This window comes from Sediminicola luteus (assembly GCF_040566555.1).
Taxonomy (GTDB): Bacteria; Bacteroidota; Bacteroidia; order Flavobacteriales; family Flavobacteriaceae; genus Sediminicola.
The window spans coordinates 167,056-188,290 of sequence record NZ_JBEWYP010000006.1; the positions used below are offsets into that span (position 1 = coordinate 167,056).

At 39.0% G+C, this 21,235-nt stretch carries 13 protein-coding genes and 2 tRNA genes; 6 read left to right on the forward strand and 9 right to left on the reverse strand.

Annotated features, from left to right (window positions below; translation table 11 throughout):
• The first annotated feature begins 92 nt into the window (after nt 1-92).
• Nucleotides 93-887, forward strand: coding sequence for a DUF2797 domain-containing protein (locus ABXZ32_RS11655; protein ID WP_354618850.1), 795 nt, complete (start codon nt 93-95; stop codon nt 885-887).
• On the opposite strand, the gene ABXZ32_RS11660 is transcribed toward ABXZ32_RS11655, so the two are convergent.
• The 3 genes from ABXZ32_RS11660 to sppA all read right to left on the reverse strand — a co-directional run bounded on the left by ABXZ32_RS11660 (nt 880) and on the right by sppA (nt 6,177).
• Nucleotides 880-3,606 carry an AsmA-like C-terminal region-containing protein gene (locus ABXZ32_RS11660; protein ID WP_354618851.1) on the reverse strand — a complete coding sequence of 909 codons (2,727 nt, stop codon included), beginning with the start codon at nt 3,604-3,606 and terminating at the stop codon, nt 880-882. The genes ABXZ32_RS11655 and ABXZ32_RS11660 overlap by 8 nt on opposite strands.
• Nucleotides 3,607-3,700: 94 nt before the next feature.
• Nucleotides 3,701-4,414, reverse strand: coding sequence for a queuosine precursor transporter (locus ABXZ32_RS11665; protein ID WP_354618852.1), 714 nt, complete (start codon nt 4,412-4,414; stop codon nt 3,701-3,703).
• A 2-nt stretch (nt 4,415-4,416) separates the two neighbouring features.
• A complete protein-coding gene (gene sppA / locus ABXZ32_RS11670; RefSeq protein WP_354618853.1) occupies nt 4,417-6,177 on the reverse strand; it encodes a signal peptide peptidase SppA in 1,761 nt (586 codons plus the stop codon).
• A gap of 176 nt (nt 6,178-6,353) precedes the next feature.
• On the opposite strand from sppA, the gene folK reads away from it, so the two are divergent.
• Nucleotides 6,354-7,496 carry a 2-amino-4-hydroxy-6-hydroxymethyldihydropteridine diphosphokinase gene (folK, locus tag ABXZ32_RS11675; RefSeq protein WP_354618854.1) on the forward strand — a complete coding sequence of 381 codons (1,143 nt, stop codon included), beginning with the start codon at nt 6,354-6,356 and terminating at the stop codon, nt 7,494-7,496.
• 122 nt (nt 7,497-7,618) lie between these two features.
• Here the strand turns inward: folK and ABXZ32_RS11680 are convergent, their stop codons facing one another.
• Complete coding sequence (locus ABXZ32_RS11680; RefSeq protein WP_354618855.1) at nt 7,619-8,170, reverse strand: RNA methyltransferase; 552 nt, start codon at nt 8,168-8,170, stop codon at nt 7,619-7,621.
• A gap of 200 nt (nt 8,171-8,370) precedes the next feature.
• Here ABXZ32_RS11680 and mutS point away from each other — a divergent pair, with 200 nt between their 5' ends.
• From mutS to ABXZ32_RS11700, 4 genes are all read left to right on the forward strand, one after another.
• Nucleotides 8,371-10,947, forward strand: coding sequence for a DNA mismatch repair protein MutS (gene mutS, locus ABXZ32_RS11685; protein WP_354618897.1), 2,577 nt, complete (start codon nt 8,371-8,373; stop codon nt 10,945-10,947).
• A 200-nt stretch (nt 10,948-11,147) separates the two neighbouring features.
• Nucleotides 11,148-11,220: transfer RNA gene (locus tag ABXZ32_RS11690), tRNA-Gly, on the forward strand.
• 49 nt (nt 11,221-11,269) lie between these two features.
• A tRNA-Leu gene (locus ABXZ32_RS11695) sits at nt 11,270-11,353 on the forward strand.
• 1,053 nt (nt 11,354-12,406) lie between these two features.
• Nucleotides 12,407-13,498 (forward strand): right-handed parallel beta-helix repeat-containing protein, encoded by a 1,092-nt coding sequence (locus ABXZ32_RS11700; protein WP_354618856.1) that lies wholly within the window; start codon nt 12,407-12,409, stop codon nt 13,496-13,498.
• A gap of 611 nt (nt 13,499-14,109) precedes the next feature.
• Here the strand turns inward: ABXZ32_RS11700 and ABXZ32_RS11705 are convergent.
• The 5 genes from ABXZ32_RS11705 to ABXZ32_RS11725 form a co-directional block, all read right to left on the reverse strand.
• Entirely contained in the window at nt 14,110-16,503 is a 2,394-nt protein-coding gene (locus ABXZ32_RS11705) for a GumC family protein (RefSeq protein ID WP_354618857.1), read from the reverse strand.
• 76 nt (nt 16,504-16,579) lie between these two features.
• Nucleotides 16,580-17,926, reverse strand: coding sequence for an undecaprenyl-phosphate glucose phosphotransferase (locus tag ABXZ32_RS11710; protein WP_354618858.1), 1,347 nt, complete (start codon nt 17,924-17,926; stop codon nt 16,580-16,582).
• Between the two features lie 182 nt (nt 17,927-18,108).
• Nucleotides 18,109-18,864 carry a WecB/TagA/CpsF family glycosyltransferase gene (locus ABXZ32_RS11715; RefSeq protein WP_354618859.1) on the reverse strand — a complete coding sequence of 252 codons (756 nt, stop codon included), beginning with the start codon at nt 18,862-18,864 and terminating at the stop codon, nt 18,109-18,111.
• Between the two features lie 131 nt (nt 18,865-18,995).
• Nucleotides 18,996-20,111 (reverse strand): glycosyltransferase family 4 protein, encoded by a 1,116-nt coding sequence (locus ABXZ32_RS11720; protein WP_354618860.1) that lies wholly within the window; start codon nt 20,109-20,111, stop codon nt 18,996-18,998.
• 49 nt (nt 20,112-20,160) lie between these two features.
• Nucleotides 20,161-21,186: a hypothetical protein gene (locus ABXZ32_RS11725; RefSeq protein ID WP_354618861.1), complete on the reverse strand. Its 1,026-nt coding sequence runs from the start codon at nt 21,184-21,186 to the stop codon at nt 20,161-20,163.
• Nucleotides 21,187-21,235: the final 49 nt, after the last annotated feature.

A 21,235-nucleotide genomic window follows, 5' to 3' on the forward strand; every position in this document is an offset into this window, starting at 1 on the left:
AAATGATAGGCTTTTATTTTTGGTTTATTTCTTAAAAATAGCTCTTAAAGTTATCATTTCAAATTGAATTCTAATTAAAAAAATACGCTTTTATGCAGTTCAAGGGAGTCTTAAAAAAAATGCAAACAGAAATAGGTAATCCCATTCAATATTATCTGGTTTTTGAAAGCGACTTTTTAAATGTCAACCAAGTGCTGGACAGGGAATTGGAAATTGAATTCATTAAATACCAATGCCTAAATTGCAATTTGGACAAGCCTATCTACAGACAGGGATTTTGTCGCAATTGTTTTTTTGAAATCCCCTCAGCTGGAGATTGGATCATGAGACCTGAATTGAGTACGGCACATTTGGATCAGGAGGACAGGGATTTGGAATATGAAAAGAAGGTGCAATTGCAACCGCATGTTGTATATCTGGCCAATTCAAGTAATATTAAAGTGGGCGTGACCAGAAAATCACAGGTTCCTACAAGGTGGATAGACCAGGGAGCCCACGAGGCCATAGAAATTGTTGAAGTCCCAAATCGTTATTTGGCGGGTATCACCGAGGTTGCCCTTAAAGATCATATCGGAGACAAAACCAATTGGCGCAAAATGCTCACCAACAATGTGGATGATGAGGACCTGGTGGCCTATAGAAATAAATTGAGGCAGTACATCCCGGAGGAGGCTGCCCCATATTTTATTGAAAACAACAAGGAAAGCCATATGGAATTTCCTGTATTGCGCTATCCTGAAAAGGTAAAAAGCCTTAATCTTGAAAAAACACCCCATTTCAAAGGTATTCTCAAGGGAATAAAAGGACAATACCTCATCTTTGAGGACAACACCGTATTTAATGTCAGGGGCAGCGAAGGCTACTATATCTCCCTAAACATTAATTAACACTGTCCTTTTTTACTTCGGCATCCTTCTTTTTCTTGTTTAGAAATCCGCCCAACACCCCTGAGGCAGCCTCTTTTATGGCATCTTTCTTTGGTGGCATGGTTCCGGTCTTTGCCGCTGTGGTGTCTTGGGTTTTAGGCTTACCACCTAATAACCCTCCCAAAACTTCCTTCACTCCTTCTTGCCCTGTAGTCTTCTGGGCAGTAGAATCCTTGGTTTTGGCATCGCCTCCCAATAGTCCGCCAATCAAGTTTTTTGCCTTGTCTTTTCCTTGATTGAGCAGCTTTTGCTTTTCAATCTCAACAAGCTTCGCGGTAAGGTTTTTCACACCACTGGTAAGGTCGGTACTCACGGTCGGACTGGAATAGAGTCCGCCTATGTTCGCTGTTACGGGGATAGTAAGTCCCTCCAAGGACTTGTCGTCTATTTTAGCGATCAGATTGGAGATGTCCTTGCCCAAATATTTAGCAGGCACTTCAAAGGTGGCTGTATAGTTCAGTTTTTGATCGAACGTATGGCTTCCGGCCACATTGATCGCTATATCTTGATATTTGATGGTAAAAGGTTTCACCTTTACAAGTCCGTCCTCAAAAGTAAGGGCCGTTTTCAGCTCCTTTAAATCCAATTTATCAAAATCGATAAAGTTTAACGCCCCATCCAAACTGGACAAGAGTTTAGATTTATCGGTATCTATTTTTTCCGTAAACAAGGACGCCAGGATATTCCCCGATAAGCTCACCAAATTAGGAGTAAAATCATCCTTCAGGTTCCCAGAAAGCGCGATGTCCGAATTTAGGGTACCCTGCAAAATGTTGGCTATGGGCGCCAGGACTTTGAAAAGCTCCAGAGATTTGAACGTTTCTCCTATTTTAAAACTTTCCATTCCCAACTTCATGGCAAAGGTAGGGGTGTCGTTCTTGGTGGACACCTCTCCGTTAAATGCCATTTTCCCATCAAATATAGAAGAGGTCATATTGAGGAGTTCTGCCTTTTCATCCTTGATCTTTAGGGTTCCTGAAACATTTTTTAGAGTGAGGTTATCATAGAGCACATTGGTCGCCGTGGCATTAATGGTACAGTCTAGAAAAGAAGGTATTTTAATTTTCTCTTCGGCAACGGGTGGGGTTTTTGATGCTTTGTCTGTCCCTTCCCCTGTTGTCTCGGCCACCATAAAATCGTTAAGGGCAAAGGTGTTGGACTTAAGGTTGAAATTACCCTCCACCTTCTCGTCATTGAACATAAAGCCCAAAAGGTTATTGATGGTTCCAGTGACGTCAAAATCTGTTTTCCCGGTAGTTCCCTTCAATTCATTTAAGGTAACCGTTTTAGGATTAAAAGTAACGGACGTATTCTCCAATTTTACAGGATTGGGAATTTCGGCCGATTTATATTCAAACCCCTGAAGGGTCAATTTTCCACTGGTCTTTGTATTTTCATATTGCTTTTTCTCCACTGTGGCCATATCAAAAGCCGTAGAAATATCCGCAGTTAGGATTCCCTTTAAATCTAAATCTGAAGGTACTGGGTAGGCCTTGGAAATATTCGCGAGGTTCATTTTTCCATCAATATGGGCATTAACCTTGGTATTTCCCATCAGGTCCTTAATATTCGCCACCATATTAAACTTATCCTGATCTATCATAAAGCTCAGCTTACGGATATCCACAAAGGTATCTTCCGTTATCCCCGTGGTATTGGTAATTTCGGTATCAATATGAACATTGTTCACCGATTTGGGCAGGTCTGGATATTTGAAAGAGGCATTATCAGATTTGATATCGATCTTGAACTGTGGGATATGGAGATCATCAACAATCCCCGTAAACGCACCTTCCACCGTAAAATTCCCAGTCGTCTTTACATTTTCAATATTCTTGGAATAGGTTTCAGGAATGACCGCCAAAAAGTTTTTAAAGTCCGAAGAAGGAGTTTTAAAACTGATGTTCACCTCCTGATTGTCCTCGTTCATTTTTACATATCCATCAAATACCAATGCCAATTGATTGACCAAGGCTTCGTTTTTTAGAAAGGTATATTTCAACTCTTTTAAATCTACCCCGATTAGGGCCTTTAACTGCACAGGGTTTTTGTTCAGGTAATTGGTGCTGTCCATTTCAAAAGACACCAAGGCTGTGGTCTGCGTATCCAATTCTGATTTGTCCAGGGAAAGATCTCCAGTTCCGCTATGGTTCATTTCTGAAATTTCCAAACGCATGTTCGATGCCAGATCATGGTATATCACATTGGAGTTCAATATTTCATATTTCTGAAGGGTAAGTAAAAAGTTGTCCTCGGCCTCTTTTGTGTCACCTTTATCCACAGCAATATCATAATTGGCATTTTCTGCCATATCATATTTAATGTTCAACTGGGCCCCATCTATCTTAAGGTATGTCAATTCTATAGGCTCAGCGGCATCCTTGAACAATTCCATGACGGACATTTTCAATTGCACCTCTTTGGAAGCAAATAGCGTATCCCCTTCAAACGGAGTTTTGTTTACCAAGGAAATATCTTCCAAAGTAACGGTTGCGTTTGGAAAACTACTAAAAAGGCTCAAATCCGCATCAGCAAAATCAAACGTTGCATTGATGCTTGTGTTTACTTTTTCCTTGATCAGTTTTGTTATTTTTCCCTTTAGAAAAAAAGGTGCTGCAATTAGGACTCCTATTAGAACCACTAAAACCAATCCTGTAATTTTTGCTATTTTCTTTTTCATAAATATGTACGTGTTATGCATTTAACACTACGGGAAACAAACTTCACCGTAATTTTTTTCTACTTTCAATGGTAACAAAAAGAATTGAAATTTATTATACTTCCAGATCAATTTCTTGCCCCATTTGCAGATTAAATCGTTTTCTAAAGATATATACGAAAAAATACAAAAAAGGAGTATCTATAAATGCTATTAAAATCTTAAAAATGAATCCGCTCACCACCAACCCGTAAAACATGCTCCAGGGGATGACCTCAAAAATACACAGCAGGCCTACTACGGTAAAGGTATCTATAAACTGGGAGGCAAAGGTGGAAAAGTTGTTCCGCAGCCAAAGCATTTTCCCCTTGGTCAAGCGTTTCCAAAAATGATAAATACCTATATCTACGTATTGGGCTAACAAATAGGCGATCATAGAGGCCAGCACAGCCACTGGGGACAGGGCAAATACCTGGTTGAACGTTGAATCGTTAACGGGGGACGTATCCACGGCGGGGGCAACATTGGCCAAATACACGATCCCCATGGAAAAGAAGGAGGCAAAAATGCCTGCCGTCACTATCTGATTGGCTTTCTTGGCCCCGTAGATCTCCGAAATAAGATCGGTGATCAAGAACGTTAATGGATAGGGCAAGATCCCAACGGAAACTACAAATAACGGAGCCCCAAAAATTGTGGCATCCTCTCCAAAAGGCGTCCAGTAAAAGAACTTTTGAAAAATGAGGTTAGAGACCACCAAGGAGGTAATAAAAAGCGCACCCAAATACAAGTATATGGTATGCGCAAATTTCTTGTCCCTATAGGTCATACTTACTTGATGTTAAGCACAAAGGGCATTCTGGCCTGAACTCCTTTTTGATCCATGGCCGATTTCATTTGCTGTAAAATGGAGTAGATCTCTGTCCCCACTTCCTCCTGGATAAAGGCTTGTTTGGCCTTGGCACTGCTGCCACCCAAATCTTCCATCAACTTTTCGAAGCCCGACTTATATTTTGGGAAATTCTTGATACTGTAGGAGGAGAGCCCTACCATTGAGGCCGCTTCATTGATAGCCGCTTCCAAGCCACCAAGTTCATCGACCAAGCCGAGTCTTTTGGCATCCACACCACTCCAAACGCGACCTTGTGCCAAACTATCGGCACTGGCAACGGATATATTTCTTCCTTGGGCAACCCTGGACAAGAATGTGTTGTACGTTGACTCTACCCCTTCCTGAATCCTATTTCTAAAGGAATCGCTCATGGGCTCGAAAAGCGAATAATCAACAGAATTTTTATTGGTACCTACCTGTTCTGCATTGATCCCAATATTATCTGCCAATTCGGTCATATTGGGCACTACCCCAAATACGCCTATTGATCCGGTAATAGTGGTAGGCTCTGCAAAAATCTTATCGGCACCCACCGCAATGTAATATCCGCCAGAAGCGGCAACATCACCCATGGAAACCACTACAGGCTTTATTTCTTTGGTCAGTTCCACTTCCCTCCAGATAATATCCGAAGTAAGGGCACTACCTCCTGGGGAATTTACCCTGAGTACAATAGCTTTGACCGACTCATCTTCCCTTGCTTTTATCAGGGCCTCATTAATAATGTCTGCCCCTATGACATTTGGACCCCCTTCGCCGTAAATGATCTCGCCTTGGGCATAGATCACGGCAATTTTATCGGTCCCAGTCTTCAGCTTCTTTTTCTTGGCGTATTTTACGTAATCTTTAAGACCCACGTAATTCACATCCTTATCGGCATCCAGCTCAGCAACTTCCCTCAACTTAGCTTCATACTGGTCATAAAAAAGGATATCATCAATTAAACCGGAAGCCTTGGCAAATTCAGGGGTTCTTCCCCCCAAGGTATCGGCAATGATGTTTAGGTTTTCTGGACTTATATTTCTTCCTTCGGCAATGTCATCTACGATAGATGTCCATAAGGAACCGATCAATTCTTTGATCTGCGTTCTATTGGCATCACTCATTTCATTGGCAAGGAACGGTTCTACCGCACTTTTGTATTTCCCATGACGGATCACTTCCATCTTAATCCCTGTCTTTTCCTGCAGCTCCTTAAAGAACAATACTTCCGAGGACAGCCCTTTAAAGTCCATGGCCCCAACTGGATTCAAGTAAACCCCATCGGCCACACTGGACAAGTAATAATCCTTTTGCATGTAAAAATCCCCGTAGGCATACACAAATTTTCCGCCTTCCTTAAACTCTTTCAGCGCATTGCGAATAGCTTGTGTTTGGGACATTCCCGCTAGGATATAATTGTTGTTTATGCTTATTCCCTTAATATTATCATCATCCTTGGCAACTTTTATCGCATGTAAAATTTCATCCAACCCCTGTGATTTATCAAAGAGCCCCCCAAAAGGATCTGCATCGGCATTGCCCACATAATCACTTACAGGATCTTCCATATGCAATTCCAAGATGGAATTTTTCTTTATGCTCACACTATCCTCGGCCCCACCAATAAGGCTACCAAGAATTACAAACATTACAAATAGTATCCCAAATGCGAACAAGGTCCCCAAAATAGAGGCCAAAAGGTTTCTTAGAAAATTCATTAAAGTCGAAATTAAATTTGCGGTTTCAAAGATAGGCATTGTAAATGTTCTGTATTCACAATGCGCTACCTATATAGTCGCAAACTGATAAGATTTGTTACAAATATTTATTTCAATTGTTTTATGGATAATAGTAATTTAAGTCGCTTACTTTTATTTATTTTGCTTTCCCAATTATGAATAATTCCAAGACCACATATCTATCTATAGGAAGCAACCTAGGCAATAAGTTGAACAACTTGCAGGAGGCTGTGTTCGCTATTCAAAAAAAAGCAGGTTTTATTACAGGGCTTTCTTCTGTCTATCAAACTCCCGCATGGGGCTTTGAGGGGGAAGACTTCCTAAACGCATGCCTGTCACTTCAAACTTTTCTGTCACCGGAACAGCTCTTGGAGGCCATCTTGGAGGTAGAAACATCATTGGGAAGAAAACGGGGAAATGAGGAAGGTTACCAACCCAGGACCATAGATATCGACATCTTGTACTATGAGCGGGAGGTGATCAATACCGAGAATTTGGTGATCCCACACCCAAATCTTCAAAATAGACGGTTTGTTTTACGGCCGTTAGCGGATATTGCCCCTCAATTTTACCATCCCATCATCAACAAAGACACCAGAAATCTGTTGCAAGAATGTCCAGATAAAAGTGTCATGGAAAAAACCTTACTTAAATTGTACAAAAGCAAAGAAGAACTTTTTTCCAAACTACATTTTATCACCATTGAAGGAAATATTGGAGCGGGGAAGACCACCTTGGCCAAAATGATCGCCGATGATTTTAATGCCAAATTGGTTTTGGAGCGATTTGCGGACAACCCCTTTCTACCCAAATTTTATGAGGACCAATCCCGGTATGCCTTTCCTTTGGAGATGTCTTTCCTGGCCGATAGGTACCAGCAATTTACGGACGACACCTCACAATTTGATCTGTTCAAGAATTTCATGGTCAGTGATTACGATATCTACAAATCTTTGATCTTTGCCAACGTAACCCTTCAAAAAGAGGAGTTTTCCCTTTATAGAAAGGTATTCACCTTTATGCACAAAGAGGTGGTGAAGCCCGATATTTTTATATACCTGTACCAAAACTCAGAGCGATTGTTATCCAATATCAAAAAGAGGGGGCGCGATTACGAACAGAACATTTCAGCCGAGTATTTGGATAAGATCAATAGAGGGTATCTGGATTTTATCAAAAGTTCTCCGGAACGCAAGAGCTTGATTATTGATGTGAGTGAGCTCGACTTTGTACAAAACCAGAACGATTACGAGTTCATCTTGGATGAAATACAAAGATTTACCGTCTCCCTACCCTAGAATGTATATTTTCACCCAATAATTGTATAAATCAATCAGATTTACTTAATTGCAGTGCTTTTAATGGCGAAACTAACTAACTCAATCTTTATACCTGGACCCAACTTAACGGTTGGGTCTTTTTATTTTCCGCCGGATTTAGCGGCCAGTTTAATTTTTGACCAGAGGTCCCAGACCACCACTCCCGCACTTACCGATATGTTCAAGGAGTGCTTGGTTCCGTACTGCGGAATTTCAATAACTTTGTCGCAGGCTGTGACCACGTCTTGGGCCACCCCTTTAACTTCGTTCCCAAAGACCAACACTTGTTTTTTACCTGTTGCTGGGCTATAGTCGTTGAGCATTATGGCATTTTCCGCTTGTTCTATGGCGATGGTCTCATAGCCCAAACCTTTGCACTCCTCTATCAACTCCATGGTATCCTTCCTGTATTCCCAAGCTACACTATCCGTAGCGCCCAAGGCCGTTTTATGGATATCCTTATGGGGAGGGGTTGCCGTGATACCGCACAGATAAATTTTCTCTACCAAAAAGGCATCGGCCGTTCTAAAGACGGAACCTATATTGTTAAGGCTTCTGACATTGTCCAGCACTATGATTATAGGGGTCTTTTGCGCCTCTTTAAATTCGTTGACATCCAATCTGTTCAGCTCGCTGTTCTCTAATTTTCGCATGTATACTTTTTATGATCCACTTTTCTAGTTATCTAAGGAACCTCAAAGCCCAGACGGACTAAAAGTTATTCCCAAAATATCAACAATGGTTTGCCAACCCTAAAGAAAATGGTACTTTCGTTACTATAAGATTTCTGCAAAAATAAGTTAATAAAATCGCTTTGGCCAATTCAAAAAAAACAAAAAAGGTAACCCCTTTAATGCAACAGTACAATACCATCAAGACCAAATATCCTGATGCCCTATTGTTGTTCCGCGTAGGCGATTTTTATGAGACTTTTGGGGAAGATGCCGTAAAGGCCTCCAAAATACTGGGTATTATCCTCACCCATAGAAATAACGGCGGGGACCGGACGGAATTGGCCGGGTTCCCACATCATTCCTTAAATACGTATTTGCCTAAATTGGTAAAGGCCGGGCAACGGGTAGCGATCTGCGACCAATTGGAAGATCCAAAACTGACCAAGACCATTGTAAAAAGGGGAGTCACGGAATTGGTAACCCCAGGGGTTGCTTTTAATGATGACATCCTGAATGCCAAGGACAATAATTTCTTGTGTGCCGTTCATTTTGGCCGTAAGACCATAGGGGTCTCCTTTTTGGATATTTCCACGGGGGAGTTTCTCACCTCCCAGGGAACGGAGGAGCAGATCGATAAATTACTGCAAAATTTTTCTCCTAACGAGGTATTGGTTTCCAAGGCCAATAAAAAGGAATTTCTGGAAGTTTTCGGGAAACAGTTTCACACCTTTTTTACCGAAGACTGGATCTTTCAAGAAGATTATGCCTTAGAAACCTTGACCAATCATTTTAAGACCAGCACCCTTAAAGGTTTTGGGGTGGACCATTTAACGTATGGGGTGGTGGCCTCGGGGGCCGTGTTGCACTATCTATCGGAAACACAGCATCGACAATTACAACATATCAATAGATTACAGCGTATAGCTGAAGAAGAATATATCTGGATGGACAGATTTACCATCCGAAATTTGGAGCTCTACCATTCCAACAATCTCAATGCGGTAACCTTATTGGACGTTATAGACAAGACCATTTCCCCTATGGGCGGGCGCTTGTTAAAAAGGTGGTTGGCACTCCCTTTGAAGAATATTGAAAAGATAAGAAGACGCCATCAGGTCATTTCCTATCTCTACGAGGACCCCATTACCCTGCAGAAGCTGCAGCACAATATTAAACAGATGGGGGATCTGGAGCGTTTGATCTCTAAGGTGGCCACGGGAAAAATCAGTCCCAAGGAGGTCATCCAATTAAAGAACTCCCTTGAGGCCGTTGTCCCTATAAAACAACTGACCACCAAGAGCCCCAATGAAGCCGTAAAACTCATTGGCGACCAGCTACATTCTTGTGAGCTTCTCAGGAGCAAGATCAAGGAAATGGTAAGTGAGGAAGCCCCGGTGAACATTCTTAAGGGCACTACCATAGCCAAAGGGTACTCCGAGGAGCTGGACGAGCTGAGAGGCTTGGCTTTTTCCGGAAAGGACTACCTCAACAAAATGTTGGAAAGGGAAACCAAACGCACGGGGATCACCTCGCTGAAGATCGCCTCCAACAATGTTTTTGGATATTATATAGAGGTCCGCAATACGCATAAGGACAAGGTGCCAGAAGAATGGATCCGCAAACAGACCTTGGTGAATGCAGAGCGGTATATTACCGAGGAATTAAAGGAATATGAATCCAAAATTCTGGGTGCCGAGGAGCGCATCCAAAATTTGGAGCAACAACTGTTCTCCCAACTGATCGTTTGGATGCAGGAGTATATTACCCCGGTACAGAACAACGCACAATTGATTGCCCAGCTGGACTGCCTTTGCGGGTTTACCCAATTGGCAAAAGACAATAATTACGTGGCCCCGACCATGAACGATTCTACGGAACTACTCATTAAAAACGGTCGCCACCCGGTCATAGAAAAACAATTGCCCTTGGGAGAGGCTTATATTGCCAATGATGTGACCTTGAACCGGGAGGAACAGCAGATCATTATGATCACGGGACCCAACATGAGTGGTAAATCGGCCATCTTGCGGCAAACAGCCCTTATTGTTCTCTTGGCACAAATGGGAAGTTTTGTCCCTGCGGAGTCGGCCGAAATTGGATATGTGGACAAGATCTTCACCAGAGTAGGCGCCAGTGACAACATTTCTATGGGGGAATCCACTTTTATGGTGGAAATGAACGAGACAGCCTCAATATTGAACAACCTATCCGAGCGGAGTCTGGTGCTTTTGGATGAAATAGGACGTGGCACAAGTACGTATGACGGTATTTCCATAGCATGGGCCATCTCTGAGTATATACACGAGCATCCTGCCAGGGCAAAAACGCTCTTTGCCACCCATTACCATGAGATCAATGAGATGACAGCCACCTTTTCGAGGATAAAAAATTACAATGTTTCCGTAAAGGAGCTCAAGGACAACGTTTTGTTCTTGCGCAAACTCACCCCTGGGGGCAGCGAACACAGTTTTGGGATCCATGTGGCCAAAATGGCGGGGATGCCGCAGCAGGTAATCCATAAGGCCAATAAAATACTGAAGAAGCTGGAAAAATCCCATTCCAATGAAGAGCTGACGGATAATCTCAAGGCTGCCCAGAATGAAATGCAGCTGAGCTTTTTTAATTTGGACGATCCTTTGTTGTCCCAAATTAAAGAAGAAATCCTTCATTTGGACATTAATACGCTTACCCCAGTGGAGGCCTTGATGAAATTGAACGAAATTCAGCGCTTGCTCACCAAAAAGAAAAACGCTTAGAGAGCGGAGGTACAGCCGTATTTGCTTGGTACTTAAGGCCCTGAAAGGTATAGGGAGAAAGGGCTGAGGGCTATGGAATGTAGGGGTTTATTTTTTTTATTTCTTTTTGAACAAATTTCTTTGCCTTTTATAGAATTGTATTAAATTTGCATCCGCATCAGACAAAGATGTGGCCCTATGGGCAAACGTTCTTAACATTCGCGAAAATAGCTCAGTTGGTAGAGCGCCACCTTGCCAAGGTGGAGGTCGCGGGTTCGAATCCCGTTTTTCGCTCATATAAAATCCACGTTCTACCAATGGTAGGATCGCTGCGCAAGCAGAGGCTCGAGTGGTGGAATTGGTAGACACGTTGGACTTAAAATCCAATGGACATTAGTCCGTGCGGGTTCAAGTCCCGCCTCGAGTACAGATGAAGAAAAGACCAAAGCGAAAGCTTTGGTTTTTTTGTTTTAAGTGCTGAGCCAAATTTATTTGAGCGAAAGCGGGCAAAACAAAAATAACAGTCCTGAAAGGACCGGTCTTTTCTTCTCAACATGTTCGGGCGGGACTCACCGAACGAAGTGAGGTAATTCTCGCCTCAAATACCTCAAAACCTTATCTGACAAACATTTGCCAAATTTATTTGAGCGAGGGCACGTGAAACAAAAACATGGCATAGCATGCCGACTTTTCCACTTTCAAGATGTTCGGGCGGGACTCACCGAACGTAGTGAGGTAATTCTCTCCTCCAGAACGATAACCCAATTAATCTAGTAATTATCGGGGCTTTTTTGTTTTAAGGGCTGAGCCAAATTTATTTGAGCGAGGGCACGTGAAACAAAAACACGGCATAGCATGCCGACTTTTCCACTATCAAGATGTTCGGGTGGGACTCACCGAACGAAGTGAGGTAATTCTCGCCTCCAAATCGCAACCCTAATAAATAGAATAATTATCAGGTCTTTTTTGTTTTAAGTGCTGAGCCAAATTTATTTGAGCGAAAGCGGGCAAAACAAAAACACGGCATAACATGCCGACTTTTCCACTTTCAAGATGTTCGGGCGGGACTGAGCGTTAGGTAATTCTCGCCACGAGACCAATACCTCATAATTTTCTACGCCTACTCCAAACAAAAAAGCGCAAGTCTCAAGGTGTTTTACAAAATACCAGTACGTGACCTAGTCCTAAAAATGCATTTCAACGATTTTAACTAAATTCTATCCGATTTCTTTTGCGATTATATTAATTAAAGGCCTGATATTCGCAGATATAATAAAAATAGGGGTTAGGACGTCTTTTTAGTACCAGGAACACGTAATTATAGCGTGTTTTTTATCAAATTTATACCTCCTCCCCCAATACTATTATTAAGATTCTAAGCGTTGTATACTATTACCTATGTTATTAATGCTTTAGTCAATAACAAATAAGATAAAATAGAGAAAACAGTGCTATATAGCTTTACCCCAAAACCTCTTTAATGAAAAGTATTGTCCATACCCTACTTATAGTTCTTACGGTAGTTTTTACATCCTCTTGCCAAAAAGATGGTGATCTATTAGCGGAAATACTTATTAACGAAGAACGTACTGATATAGAAGATATTTCAATTACACCGGATACACCAGATTCAGAGGATAATATATCTACACCAAACCAACCAGATGTAGAAATAAACAATAAACCTGGAGCTACTTATTGTGGTCCATATAATGCTTCCGAACCACTGGTATTAAGTGGAATAAATGATACCATTATTAGTGGACTGGACATTAGTAATCCCACGGGACATGCCATCACCTTAGTTAACTGTAAAAACGTAATTATTGAAAAAAGTTATTTACACCATTCCATTGGCAATGGAGTAAATCTAACAAGTTGTGAAAACATTGAAATCCGAAATGTAAGGATGGAAGCTGTTGCTTCGGGAGTCTATGCACAAATAAGCCAAGGAGTCTTAGTAACTCATATTGAAGTAAAGAATGCTTTGGGACCGTTTCCTAGAGGCCAAATGGTACAGTTTAATGGTGTAACTGGTGAAGGGAATAAAATTAACTATAATGTGAGTGAGAATATTATGGGACAAAGTAATCCAGAAGATGCTATTAACCTTTATAATACCCACGGTACTATTTCAAGTCCTATAGAAGTAATTGGAAATTGGATTAGAGGAGGAGGTCCGAGTAATAGTGGCGGTGGCATCATGACTGGTGATAAAGGTGGAAGCCATATAGTAGTGAAAGATAATATTCTTGTAGATCCTGGACAATACGGTATTGCTATTGCCGCTGGGAGCAACATTAAAATTTTAAACAATTTTGTTTATGCTAAACAACAAACTTTTACCAATGTAGGTATTTATATATGGAACCAATATACGGAAACAAGTGTTTGTTCTTCTAATGAAATAAGAGACAATTCTGTTAATTGGGTGAATAAGAACGGAACTCAAAATAGTGTTTGGAACAAAGGCAATTGTGGGACAGTGATAGGATGGGATAACAATATCTGGGCGGCGGATATTGATTCAACAATTCTACCCTCTCAAATCCTAATCGACTGCACCTTATAGATTGTAAATATCAATGGTGCGTCAAATTAATGGTTATTCTACTAAGGTCAATAATGATCTTTGAACAGGTTATTAGACCTACAAGAATAGTCGCCCAAGATACCCAAAACAAAAACTTTCTGTTGTGACAATATCGAATATAAGTCTACAGTCCATCCAATTTTTCATTTTCTCTTTACATTTTAATTAAAATTACAATCCCAATAATCTGTGATATCAAACAGAATTAATTGGAAGAAGCGGTAATTATAACTTTTACTATGACGTTTTAAATATAGATTGACGTACACTTGGATTAAAATTCAAATTGAGATTGAAAACATCTAAACGATAACTCAAAATTTGATATTCAATATATAAGACCTTCTACTATAAGAAATTACAAAATAAAAAAATAAAGGCCTTGGGCCAATTTAATTAGATTGCCATATTTATCATTGTAATCCCTTTTATATAATCTAGTCTAATCATCAATTGGTGTGGAGTCAAAACTTAATATAATTAAATAAGGGTTTGGCAAGTTATTTTATACTTGCCAAACCCTTGAAAAACCACTCCTTTATTAAAGCCTATTTCTTGGACCTAGTGCTAATTAACTTTTTGTTGCTATATTAGAAGTTATATTTTAACCGTTTCCAAAACCCGGGTTGATTTTCCCCGTAAACATAACCGTATTTACTACCATACCCTAAATTCCCGAGTCCCACATCATTAAGTACGAAACTCACATTTTTGAGTTTTCCCTCTTTTTTAGAATCAACAGCAAAATTTAACAAGTTCTTTTTTGTAAAAGCGGCGCGTACTACATATAAAGTGATATCTGCATATTTGTTCATTAAAAAAGTATCTGCCAACAACATGGCCGGGGCTGTATCTACCAATATATAATCGTATTCCTTTTCCAGTTCTTTGAACATTAGGCCCATTTTATCCAACTGCAACAGTTCCGCAGGATTTGGCGGAATAGTCCCAGAAGGCAGTAATTTAAGGTTAGGATGCTGACTTGAATCCTGAATTAAATGCATCAGCTCTTGCTCCCTATTTACCAAGTAATTACTGACTCCAAGTACATTATTTAATCCATTTTCATAGCGATGTAATTGAGGATTTCTAAGATCACCCCCAACTACCACCACTTTTTTTCCTGTCATGGCCAAGGTCATCCCCAAATTCATGGTGGTAAAGGTTTTACCTTCCCCTTTAATAGTAGAGGTAACGAAAATGCATAAGCCCCCTTTTTTATCATTACTTTTTACAGAAGCATATTGTAAATTTGCAAGGAGAATCCTAAAAGATTCCGATAGAATGGTGCGATCATTGTTGGCAATCAATTCTTTCTCCTTTCTCTCTACCTTAGGTAATTCACCTACAATAGGAATGGTTTTGGTAATTTTCTCAACATCCTTACGGTCCTTAATTTTGTTGTTTAATAGTTCTTTGCCTTGTATTACGATTACCGGAAACATCAGTCCTACAATTAAGGCTATTCCTAGGGCTATTTTTGGACTTGGTGAAATAGACCCTCCCATACTATAGGCTTGATCTACCAGCTTCGCTTTTGGGGCTGTCACGGACAATGCCAAGGTATTTTCCTCTCGTTTCTGCAGCAAATACAGGTATAATGCCTCTTTAATATTCTGTTGACGCTCTATACCCCTAAATCGACGTTCTTGGCCTGGTACCTCTGAAATTTGGGAACCAAGCTTTCCTGACTGCCTCCGTAAATTATCACTAGCAATAATTAAATTATTTCGTCTGCCCTCCAAACTGACTTTTACGCTATTCTTTAATTGCGCTATTTGGCTATCTAAACGAACCACCACAGGATTACGTTCGGTAGACCCTGCTAAAACACGGTTGCGTTCTATCACCAATTTGTTGTATTCCTCTATCAACTGGTTTACACTGGTTTCCTCAATCCCTAAATTGGAAGGAAACAGTACGGTCTTTTCCGAATCCATATAATTCAGCATTGAACTTGTAAGTTCCAACTGCGTTCCCACTTCTTGCTGCCTCTTATTATAATCACTTACGTTTTGGATGATCATTGAGGATTCTGCATCAATATTTGTTAGGTTATTGGCCTCTTTAAATTGTTCTTTACCTGTCTCTACAGAATCCAATTCTTGATTGATAATCTTTAAACGCTCATCAATAAAATAGGCCGTATTCTTGGCTATTAAATTTTTCTCATCTATGGCTTCCCGGTTATATTCATATACCAATTGATTGAGAATATCTTGGGCCTTTTTTTTCACCTGATCTTCCAAACTCAATTGTATGAGGGTGGATTTCTCTTCTATCAGTTCCACTACCAACTTAGACCTATAGGCTACTGCCACACTTTCCAAGGGTACAAAATTGATAAGTACAGTCTTCCATTTTTTATTGGACATAAATGAATCCGTATTCATTTCAATTATAAAATCTACAAAATCCAATTCAATGGGATTTCTAAAAGTAGCTTTTACAGTTTTGCCACTAGTTTCATTTACTAGCTTTAAATTACCATCGCCAAGATTATGGACCTTGTAGCCATTCTTTTCCTCCTTAATAGCTCTTTGTAATCTATTTTCATCTAAACGAAGTACTTTAACCTGAAGTGGACTATCCTCATAAAGTTCTTTTAATACGAAATCTTCATCGTTGAAATATTGTACATTAAGATTTAATGCTTTAACAGTATTAGTCATCATTCTTTTGGACATTAACAAGCCCAGTTCATTGGCCACGCTATTAGTGCCCATACCACTGAACACCCCTAAGTCTACCAAAGCAGACCGATCTGGGGAATTCCCTTTATCCTCATCCTTGATTATGATACTAGTAACAGTTTTATAAGTTGGGATCGCATATTTTAAGTATGACACCGCCACCCCTAATGCCAAAATAGTGACAATTATAAACCACGGCCAATACCTTAGATATTTGTCCAATACTTCCCTAACATTGACCTCTTGCCCTTCTGACTCGATAGGTAAATATTTATATTTTTCCTTCGCCATATTTTTTAAAAATTATTTAATTATTCTTTGCATTTGCCTAGAAATCTGAGAGTTTATCCCACGTTTAATTCATGAATCAATATGCCCTTTCCTGTCCACGCATTGCGTTGACCAAGGTATAATAAATGATTACTACATCTAACTTTATAGACCATTTTTCCATGTAAAAAATATCCAAGCGCACCCTATTGACTATATCTGAATGATCAATTATTTCTCCACGATAACCTTTTATTTGTGCCAAGCCCGTGATACCAGGTTTTAAAAAGTGGCGAACCAGGTATTTATCAACAGAAGTTTCATATTGTTGGGTATGCAACTCCATATGTGGCCTGGGCCCTACCACGCTCATATTCCCTTTTAGTACATTAAAAAATTGCGGAAGTTCGTCGATACTGGTTTTCCTCAAAATTCTTCCCATGCGGGTTATCCTCATATCATTCTTGGTTGCCATCACCGTATCACTTTCTTTGGTGGGGGTCATGGACCTAAATTTATAACACCAGAAGGTTTCCCTGTTTGCCCCATGCCTTTTCTGCTTAAAGAATAAAGGACCTTTAGAATCGAGTTTTAAGAGTATGTAAACTATAGGTGTTAGCCAGGACAGCAATAATATGATCACCATGCTCGAGAAGACCAGATCAAATAATCGCTTTACTACATTGGCGTACTCCACTTCCAAAGGAGATTCTCGTAAATTGAGCACAGGAACAGTATCATAAAGCTCAATGGACATTGCTCTTGAGATCAGCTCCTTGTTGTCCGGTACTATCTTAATTTTCTTTAAACTATTATCCGCAATTGAAATAAACTGTTTCAATTCTATTTTGGAAAGTTTTGAGGCCATGCAATACACCTCATCTATATCATTTTCAAAGATATAGGTGTATGCCGTTTTGATATCGCCCAGGTAGGTGGGACTATTGGATTTATAATTATCAAAATAACCTTCATAGCGATACCCTAATGCAGGATTATCAAATACCCTTCTTATTTTTTTTAAATTATCATCCCTGCCTATTACTACTACCCTGACATAATTACCTCCTTTGGCCCTGTACAACCTCCTCGCCCAAAAGAAGAAAACCCTCCATGCCGTAATTGTTAAACAAATCAATAGATAGATCTGCATTAAATAAGCAAAGTTATAAGGGATGTGGTCCCTAAAGGAGAAGGACGCAAAATAGACAAACCCATAAATTATAAAAGCACGTAAAAAATTTCCAAAATTGGACATAAACCCATCCCTTCTTGCCAAGTGATAAAAGTCTATGCTATAGGTCACCAAAAACCAGGTAATATTATAGTACAATATACTGAAACCAACACCATAAGTCTCTGGTGTAAACAAATACAAGATAAGATTAATAGTAACTACATGGAATATTACGGAGATAGGAAGAATAAAATAAGACTTTTTCATATTCATATGAGTTAAAAAGGTAAGGTTTACGGTTTTTTGGGGCATTACCGATTTAACTTCTTGCCTCCAGTTTAGAAAATTAAAATTCATTCATATCACAATCTGAACTTGAGATTATGGACTTCGATTGTTCTAAATGGGGGGATTTTTATAGTTTTTAAAATCTAAATAGAAGTTCTTGATCACTGATAGCTGCCTTTTCTTCTCGCAACATGATAATATTTTTCTTTCAAAAGATAGCCACAAAATATCACGCCGTTATAGAGGTACCTTTTCCACATACGTTTAGGCTCCTTAATTAGACGGCCAAGCCATTCCAAACCTAGATCCCTCCAAACCTTGCTTGGACGTTGGACTGTACCCGCATAAAAATCAAAGACCGCTCCGATAGCACAAATAAGACCGGCATCGAGCTGATCCTTGTGCTGCCTGCTCCATTTTTCTTGTTTTGGTGCCGTCATTCCTATAAACAAAACATCAGGTTTGAAGCCATTTACAGCGGCTAACATTTTATCATTATCCACCAATGAAAATACGGGCTTATATGGAGGAGAATAGGTGCCGACCTTTATATTGGGGTATTCGGTTGATAAACGCTTTTTAATTTTATCAAGGGTTGCTTGGGAAGAACCTAGATAAAAACAAGACCCCCCTTTAAGGTTCATATGCTCCAATAAATAGGCATGCAGATCAGCACCTGCTATTTTCCTAATTTTATCACCATTTAATATTTTGGCCGCTACGGTTATTCCAATTCCATCCGGTAAAAGAATATCTGACTGCCTTAGAGCTTGACTAAAAGTTTCATCCTTTTTTGCCACGCAATAGGAGTATTGATTGATTGTATTAACAGTTGCTTTTTGCATGGCCAACAAAACCCCAAGGTCTCCGGTAAATACATCATACCCCATACAACGTGTGCTGGTATTGCTTATCATAGTCTTTTGAAATTTATTTTTTTGGATATTCCTTAGAGAAATTTAGAACAAAAGAAAGCGTATAATTTCTATCAATTAATTAACCTCAAAAATTATCAAATAGTAAAAAAGTGATCGTACTAAATAGAATGCTATACTTTATCAATAGCATCTGTAAGAATGGACTTTAATTTATTTTCAAAGACTGTAAGGGTAAATAGTTTTTCATAACGTTTCCGTCCTGCAGCACCCATTTTTTCTCTTAAATCAGGATCATTCATTAGCATTTCCATTCTATCTGCTAATTCTTGGGTGTTTTTTTGAGTTATCACAACCCCTGTTACGCCATCTACTACCATTTCAGATATGGCACCTTCCTTAGTAGAGATAATTGGCAAGGCGTGTTGCATAGCCTCTAAAAGCACTAAAGGGAAGCATTCATTATGATAAAATGTAGGCAAAATAAAAATATCTGCATTTTTAAAAAATTGAATTTTCTCCGCATCGTATTTTTTTCCGTGAACAAGAATATTGTTCGTTAAATCATATTGATCAACAAGATCCATGAAACTCCTTTCTGAGATATCTGACCAAGCTCCTATAAAATGACATTGGAAAGCTGTCTTTTTAGCCTTTAGAATCTTACATGCTTTTAATAATTCGAATACTCCTTTTTCTTCCATCATATTGGATAGGAACAAAAACTGACAGATCTCAGCCTTCTTAGTCTTTTCAATTTTAACCAAAGTTTTTCCCATTAAATCAGGAATACCATTAGGGCAAAAATGCACTTTATCTTTTTCGACATAGCGTTCTATATCCTTATATAATGTTGGCGCCAAAAGAATACTTTGGGTATTATGAAAAGTGATGCGATATAACAAATGATTGTACCATTTTTTACTATTTTCCTGCACCCCTTTGTTATGAAAATGATAGATTATCTTTTTACCAAACAACTTTAATAGAAGAACCACAAAAAAATCTTTATAAAACCCTGCTCCTCTAGCAGTTAATGTCATATAACAAAGTTCATAACGATTGCTTAACAATGCCCTGAGTACCTTACTCTGAATTTTAAAAGTGCCTTGAATTTTCCCTATTCCACCTTTACCTATTTTATCCAAAGTAAAAGATGTAGTAAGGTTAATATAGTCTATATCATAGGTTCTATTGATAATAGGACTTTTTGATATATAATCACCAACCATAGCTGCACCATTTACAGGGGGTGAAACATGCAGAATAAACAATAAATTAGGCTTCATTTTATTACGAAAAGTTCGATTTATAGAGTGTTACAAATTTTACCGTTATTTAAAAATTCAATCTTTTTCTGATTGCTTTTTTGTAAGCCAGTGAATAGTACATCAATTTATGACCTAGAGTTAAATTGGGAATTCCAAACTGTTTTGATATCAATTTTTTGAATTCAAATTTATTTTCAGTTAGATTAAAATCTAAATCCTTGAACTTACCAAATAAATATTTAAAACCGACTGTTTTTTCAGCTGGTATGTGCCAAATTGTTAATAACACATCATCTTTCAACACATTCCTATAAAATACCGGATTAGTCCATATTCTTTTTATATGAGAATTGGCGCCACCCCCCTGTAAATTATTTTTAAAATAAAGAAAACTCAAAGTATGTGCCTCTTCATTAAATTTGATTTTTTCTTTATTGTGTCTTTCTAAAAGAATCGGCCAAAGGTTTACAAAGTCTTTATAAATCTGTGTAATATTTACTACATTGGCAAGAAAAAATTCACCCCCGTGATACTCCGGAACATGTGATATGATACCACCGTAAAGATCCTCATAAATTATTTTCATATCTCTTCTAGAAATACCATTTACTACATGTTGTTCTCCATATTCAACAATGTAGGATAGAAACCCTCCATTTAACCTAGCATCATTAAATAAACTATCTGTGGATTTAGTAATTACGCAGTCTGAATCCAAGATCAAGAAGTTAGATTCGAGTTTAAAATTATCTGCGATATATTCTAACACAGAAAAAATATAAAACTGGTTCCGCCATGCTCCGTAATAACCGATTGGCGTTTTATATTTATATGCGGCATAAACAATTTCTATTTCTAATTTTTGAAAAAGCACATTCAAATCAATGCCATCTACATTTGGCAATTTATTCACATTCGTAAAAAGCAGATGCTTTTTGGAAGGATTTTGATATTTGCTAGATATAAAAAAAACAACAATACACCGCCAATAGATATCTTGGTGTTTTTTTGAGGAAGACTTTTCACCCGTTTGAGCATAATTACTTTCCTCCCCCTCCTTATCTGCGCAAAACCATGTACTTATATAGTCCATTGTTATTTAATTTATGGTATTATTTAATAGTTCTTTTCTATTGAAGATA

Coding starts and splice junctions, on each gene's coding strand:
- ABXZ32_RS11715 (WP_354618859.1), bottom strand. CDS start 18,864: ATGATAAGCAATACCAGCACACGTTGTATGGGGTATGATGTATTTACC.
- ABXZ32_RS11660 (WP_354618851.1), bottom strand. CDS start 3,606: ATGAAAAAGAAAATAGCAAAAATTACAGGATTGGTTTTAGTGGTTCTA.
- sppA (WP_354618853.1), bottom strand. CDS start 6,177: ATGAATTTTCTAAGAAACCTTTTGGCCTCTATTTTGGGGACCTTGTTC.
- ABXZ32_RS11665 (WP_354618852.1), bottom strand. CDS start 4,414: ATGACCTATAGGGACAAGAAATTTGCGCATACCATATACTTGTATTTG.
- ABXZ32_RS11720 (WP_354618860.1), bottom strand. CDS start 20,111: ATGAAGCCTAATTTATTGTTTATTCTGCATGTTTCACCCCCTGTAAAT.
- ABXZ32_RS11680 (WP_354618855.1), bottom strand. CDS start 8,170: ATGCGAAAATTAGAGAACAGCGAGCTGAACAGATTGGATGTCAACGAA.
- ABXZ32_RS11655 (WP_354618850.1), top strand. CDS start 93: ATGCAGTTCAAGGGAGTCTTAAAAAAAATGCAAACAGAAATAGGTAAT.
- mutS (WP_354618897.1), top strand. CDS start 8,371: ATGCAACAGTACAATACCATCAAGACCAAATATCCTGATGCCCTATTG.
- ABXZ32_RS11705 (WP_354618857.1), bottom strand. CDS start 16,503: ATGGCGAAGGAAAAATATAAATATTTACCTATCGAGTCAGAAGGGCAA.
- folK (WP_354618854.1), top strand. CDS start 6,354: ATGAATAATTCCAAGACCACATATCTATCTATAGGAAGCAACCTAGGC.
- ABXZ32_RS11725 (WP_354618861.1), bottom strand. CDS start 21,186: ATGGACTATATAAGTACATGGTTTTGCGCAGATAAGGAGGGGGAGGAA.
- ABXZ32_RS11710 (WP_354618858.1), bottom strand. CDS start 17,926: ATGAAAAAGTCTTATTTTATTCTTCCTATCTCCGTAATATTCCATGTA.
- ABXZ32_RS11700 (WP_354618856.1), top strand. CDS start 12,407: ATGAAAAGTATTGTCCATACCCTACTTATAGTTCTTACGGTAGTTTTT.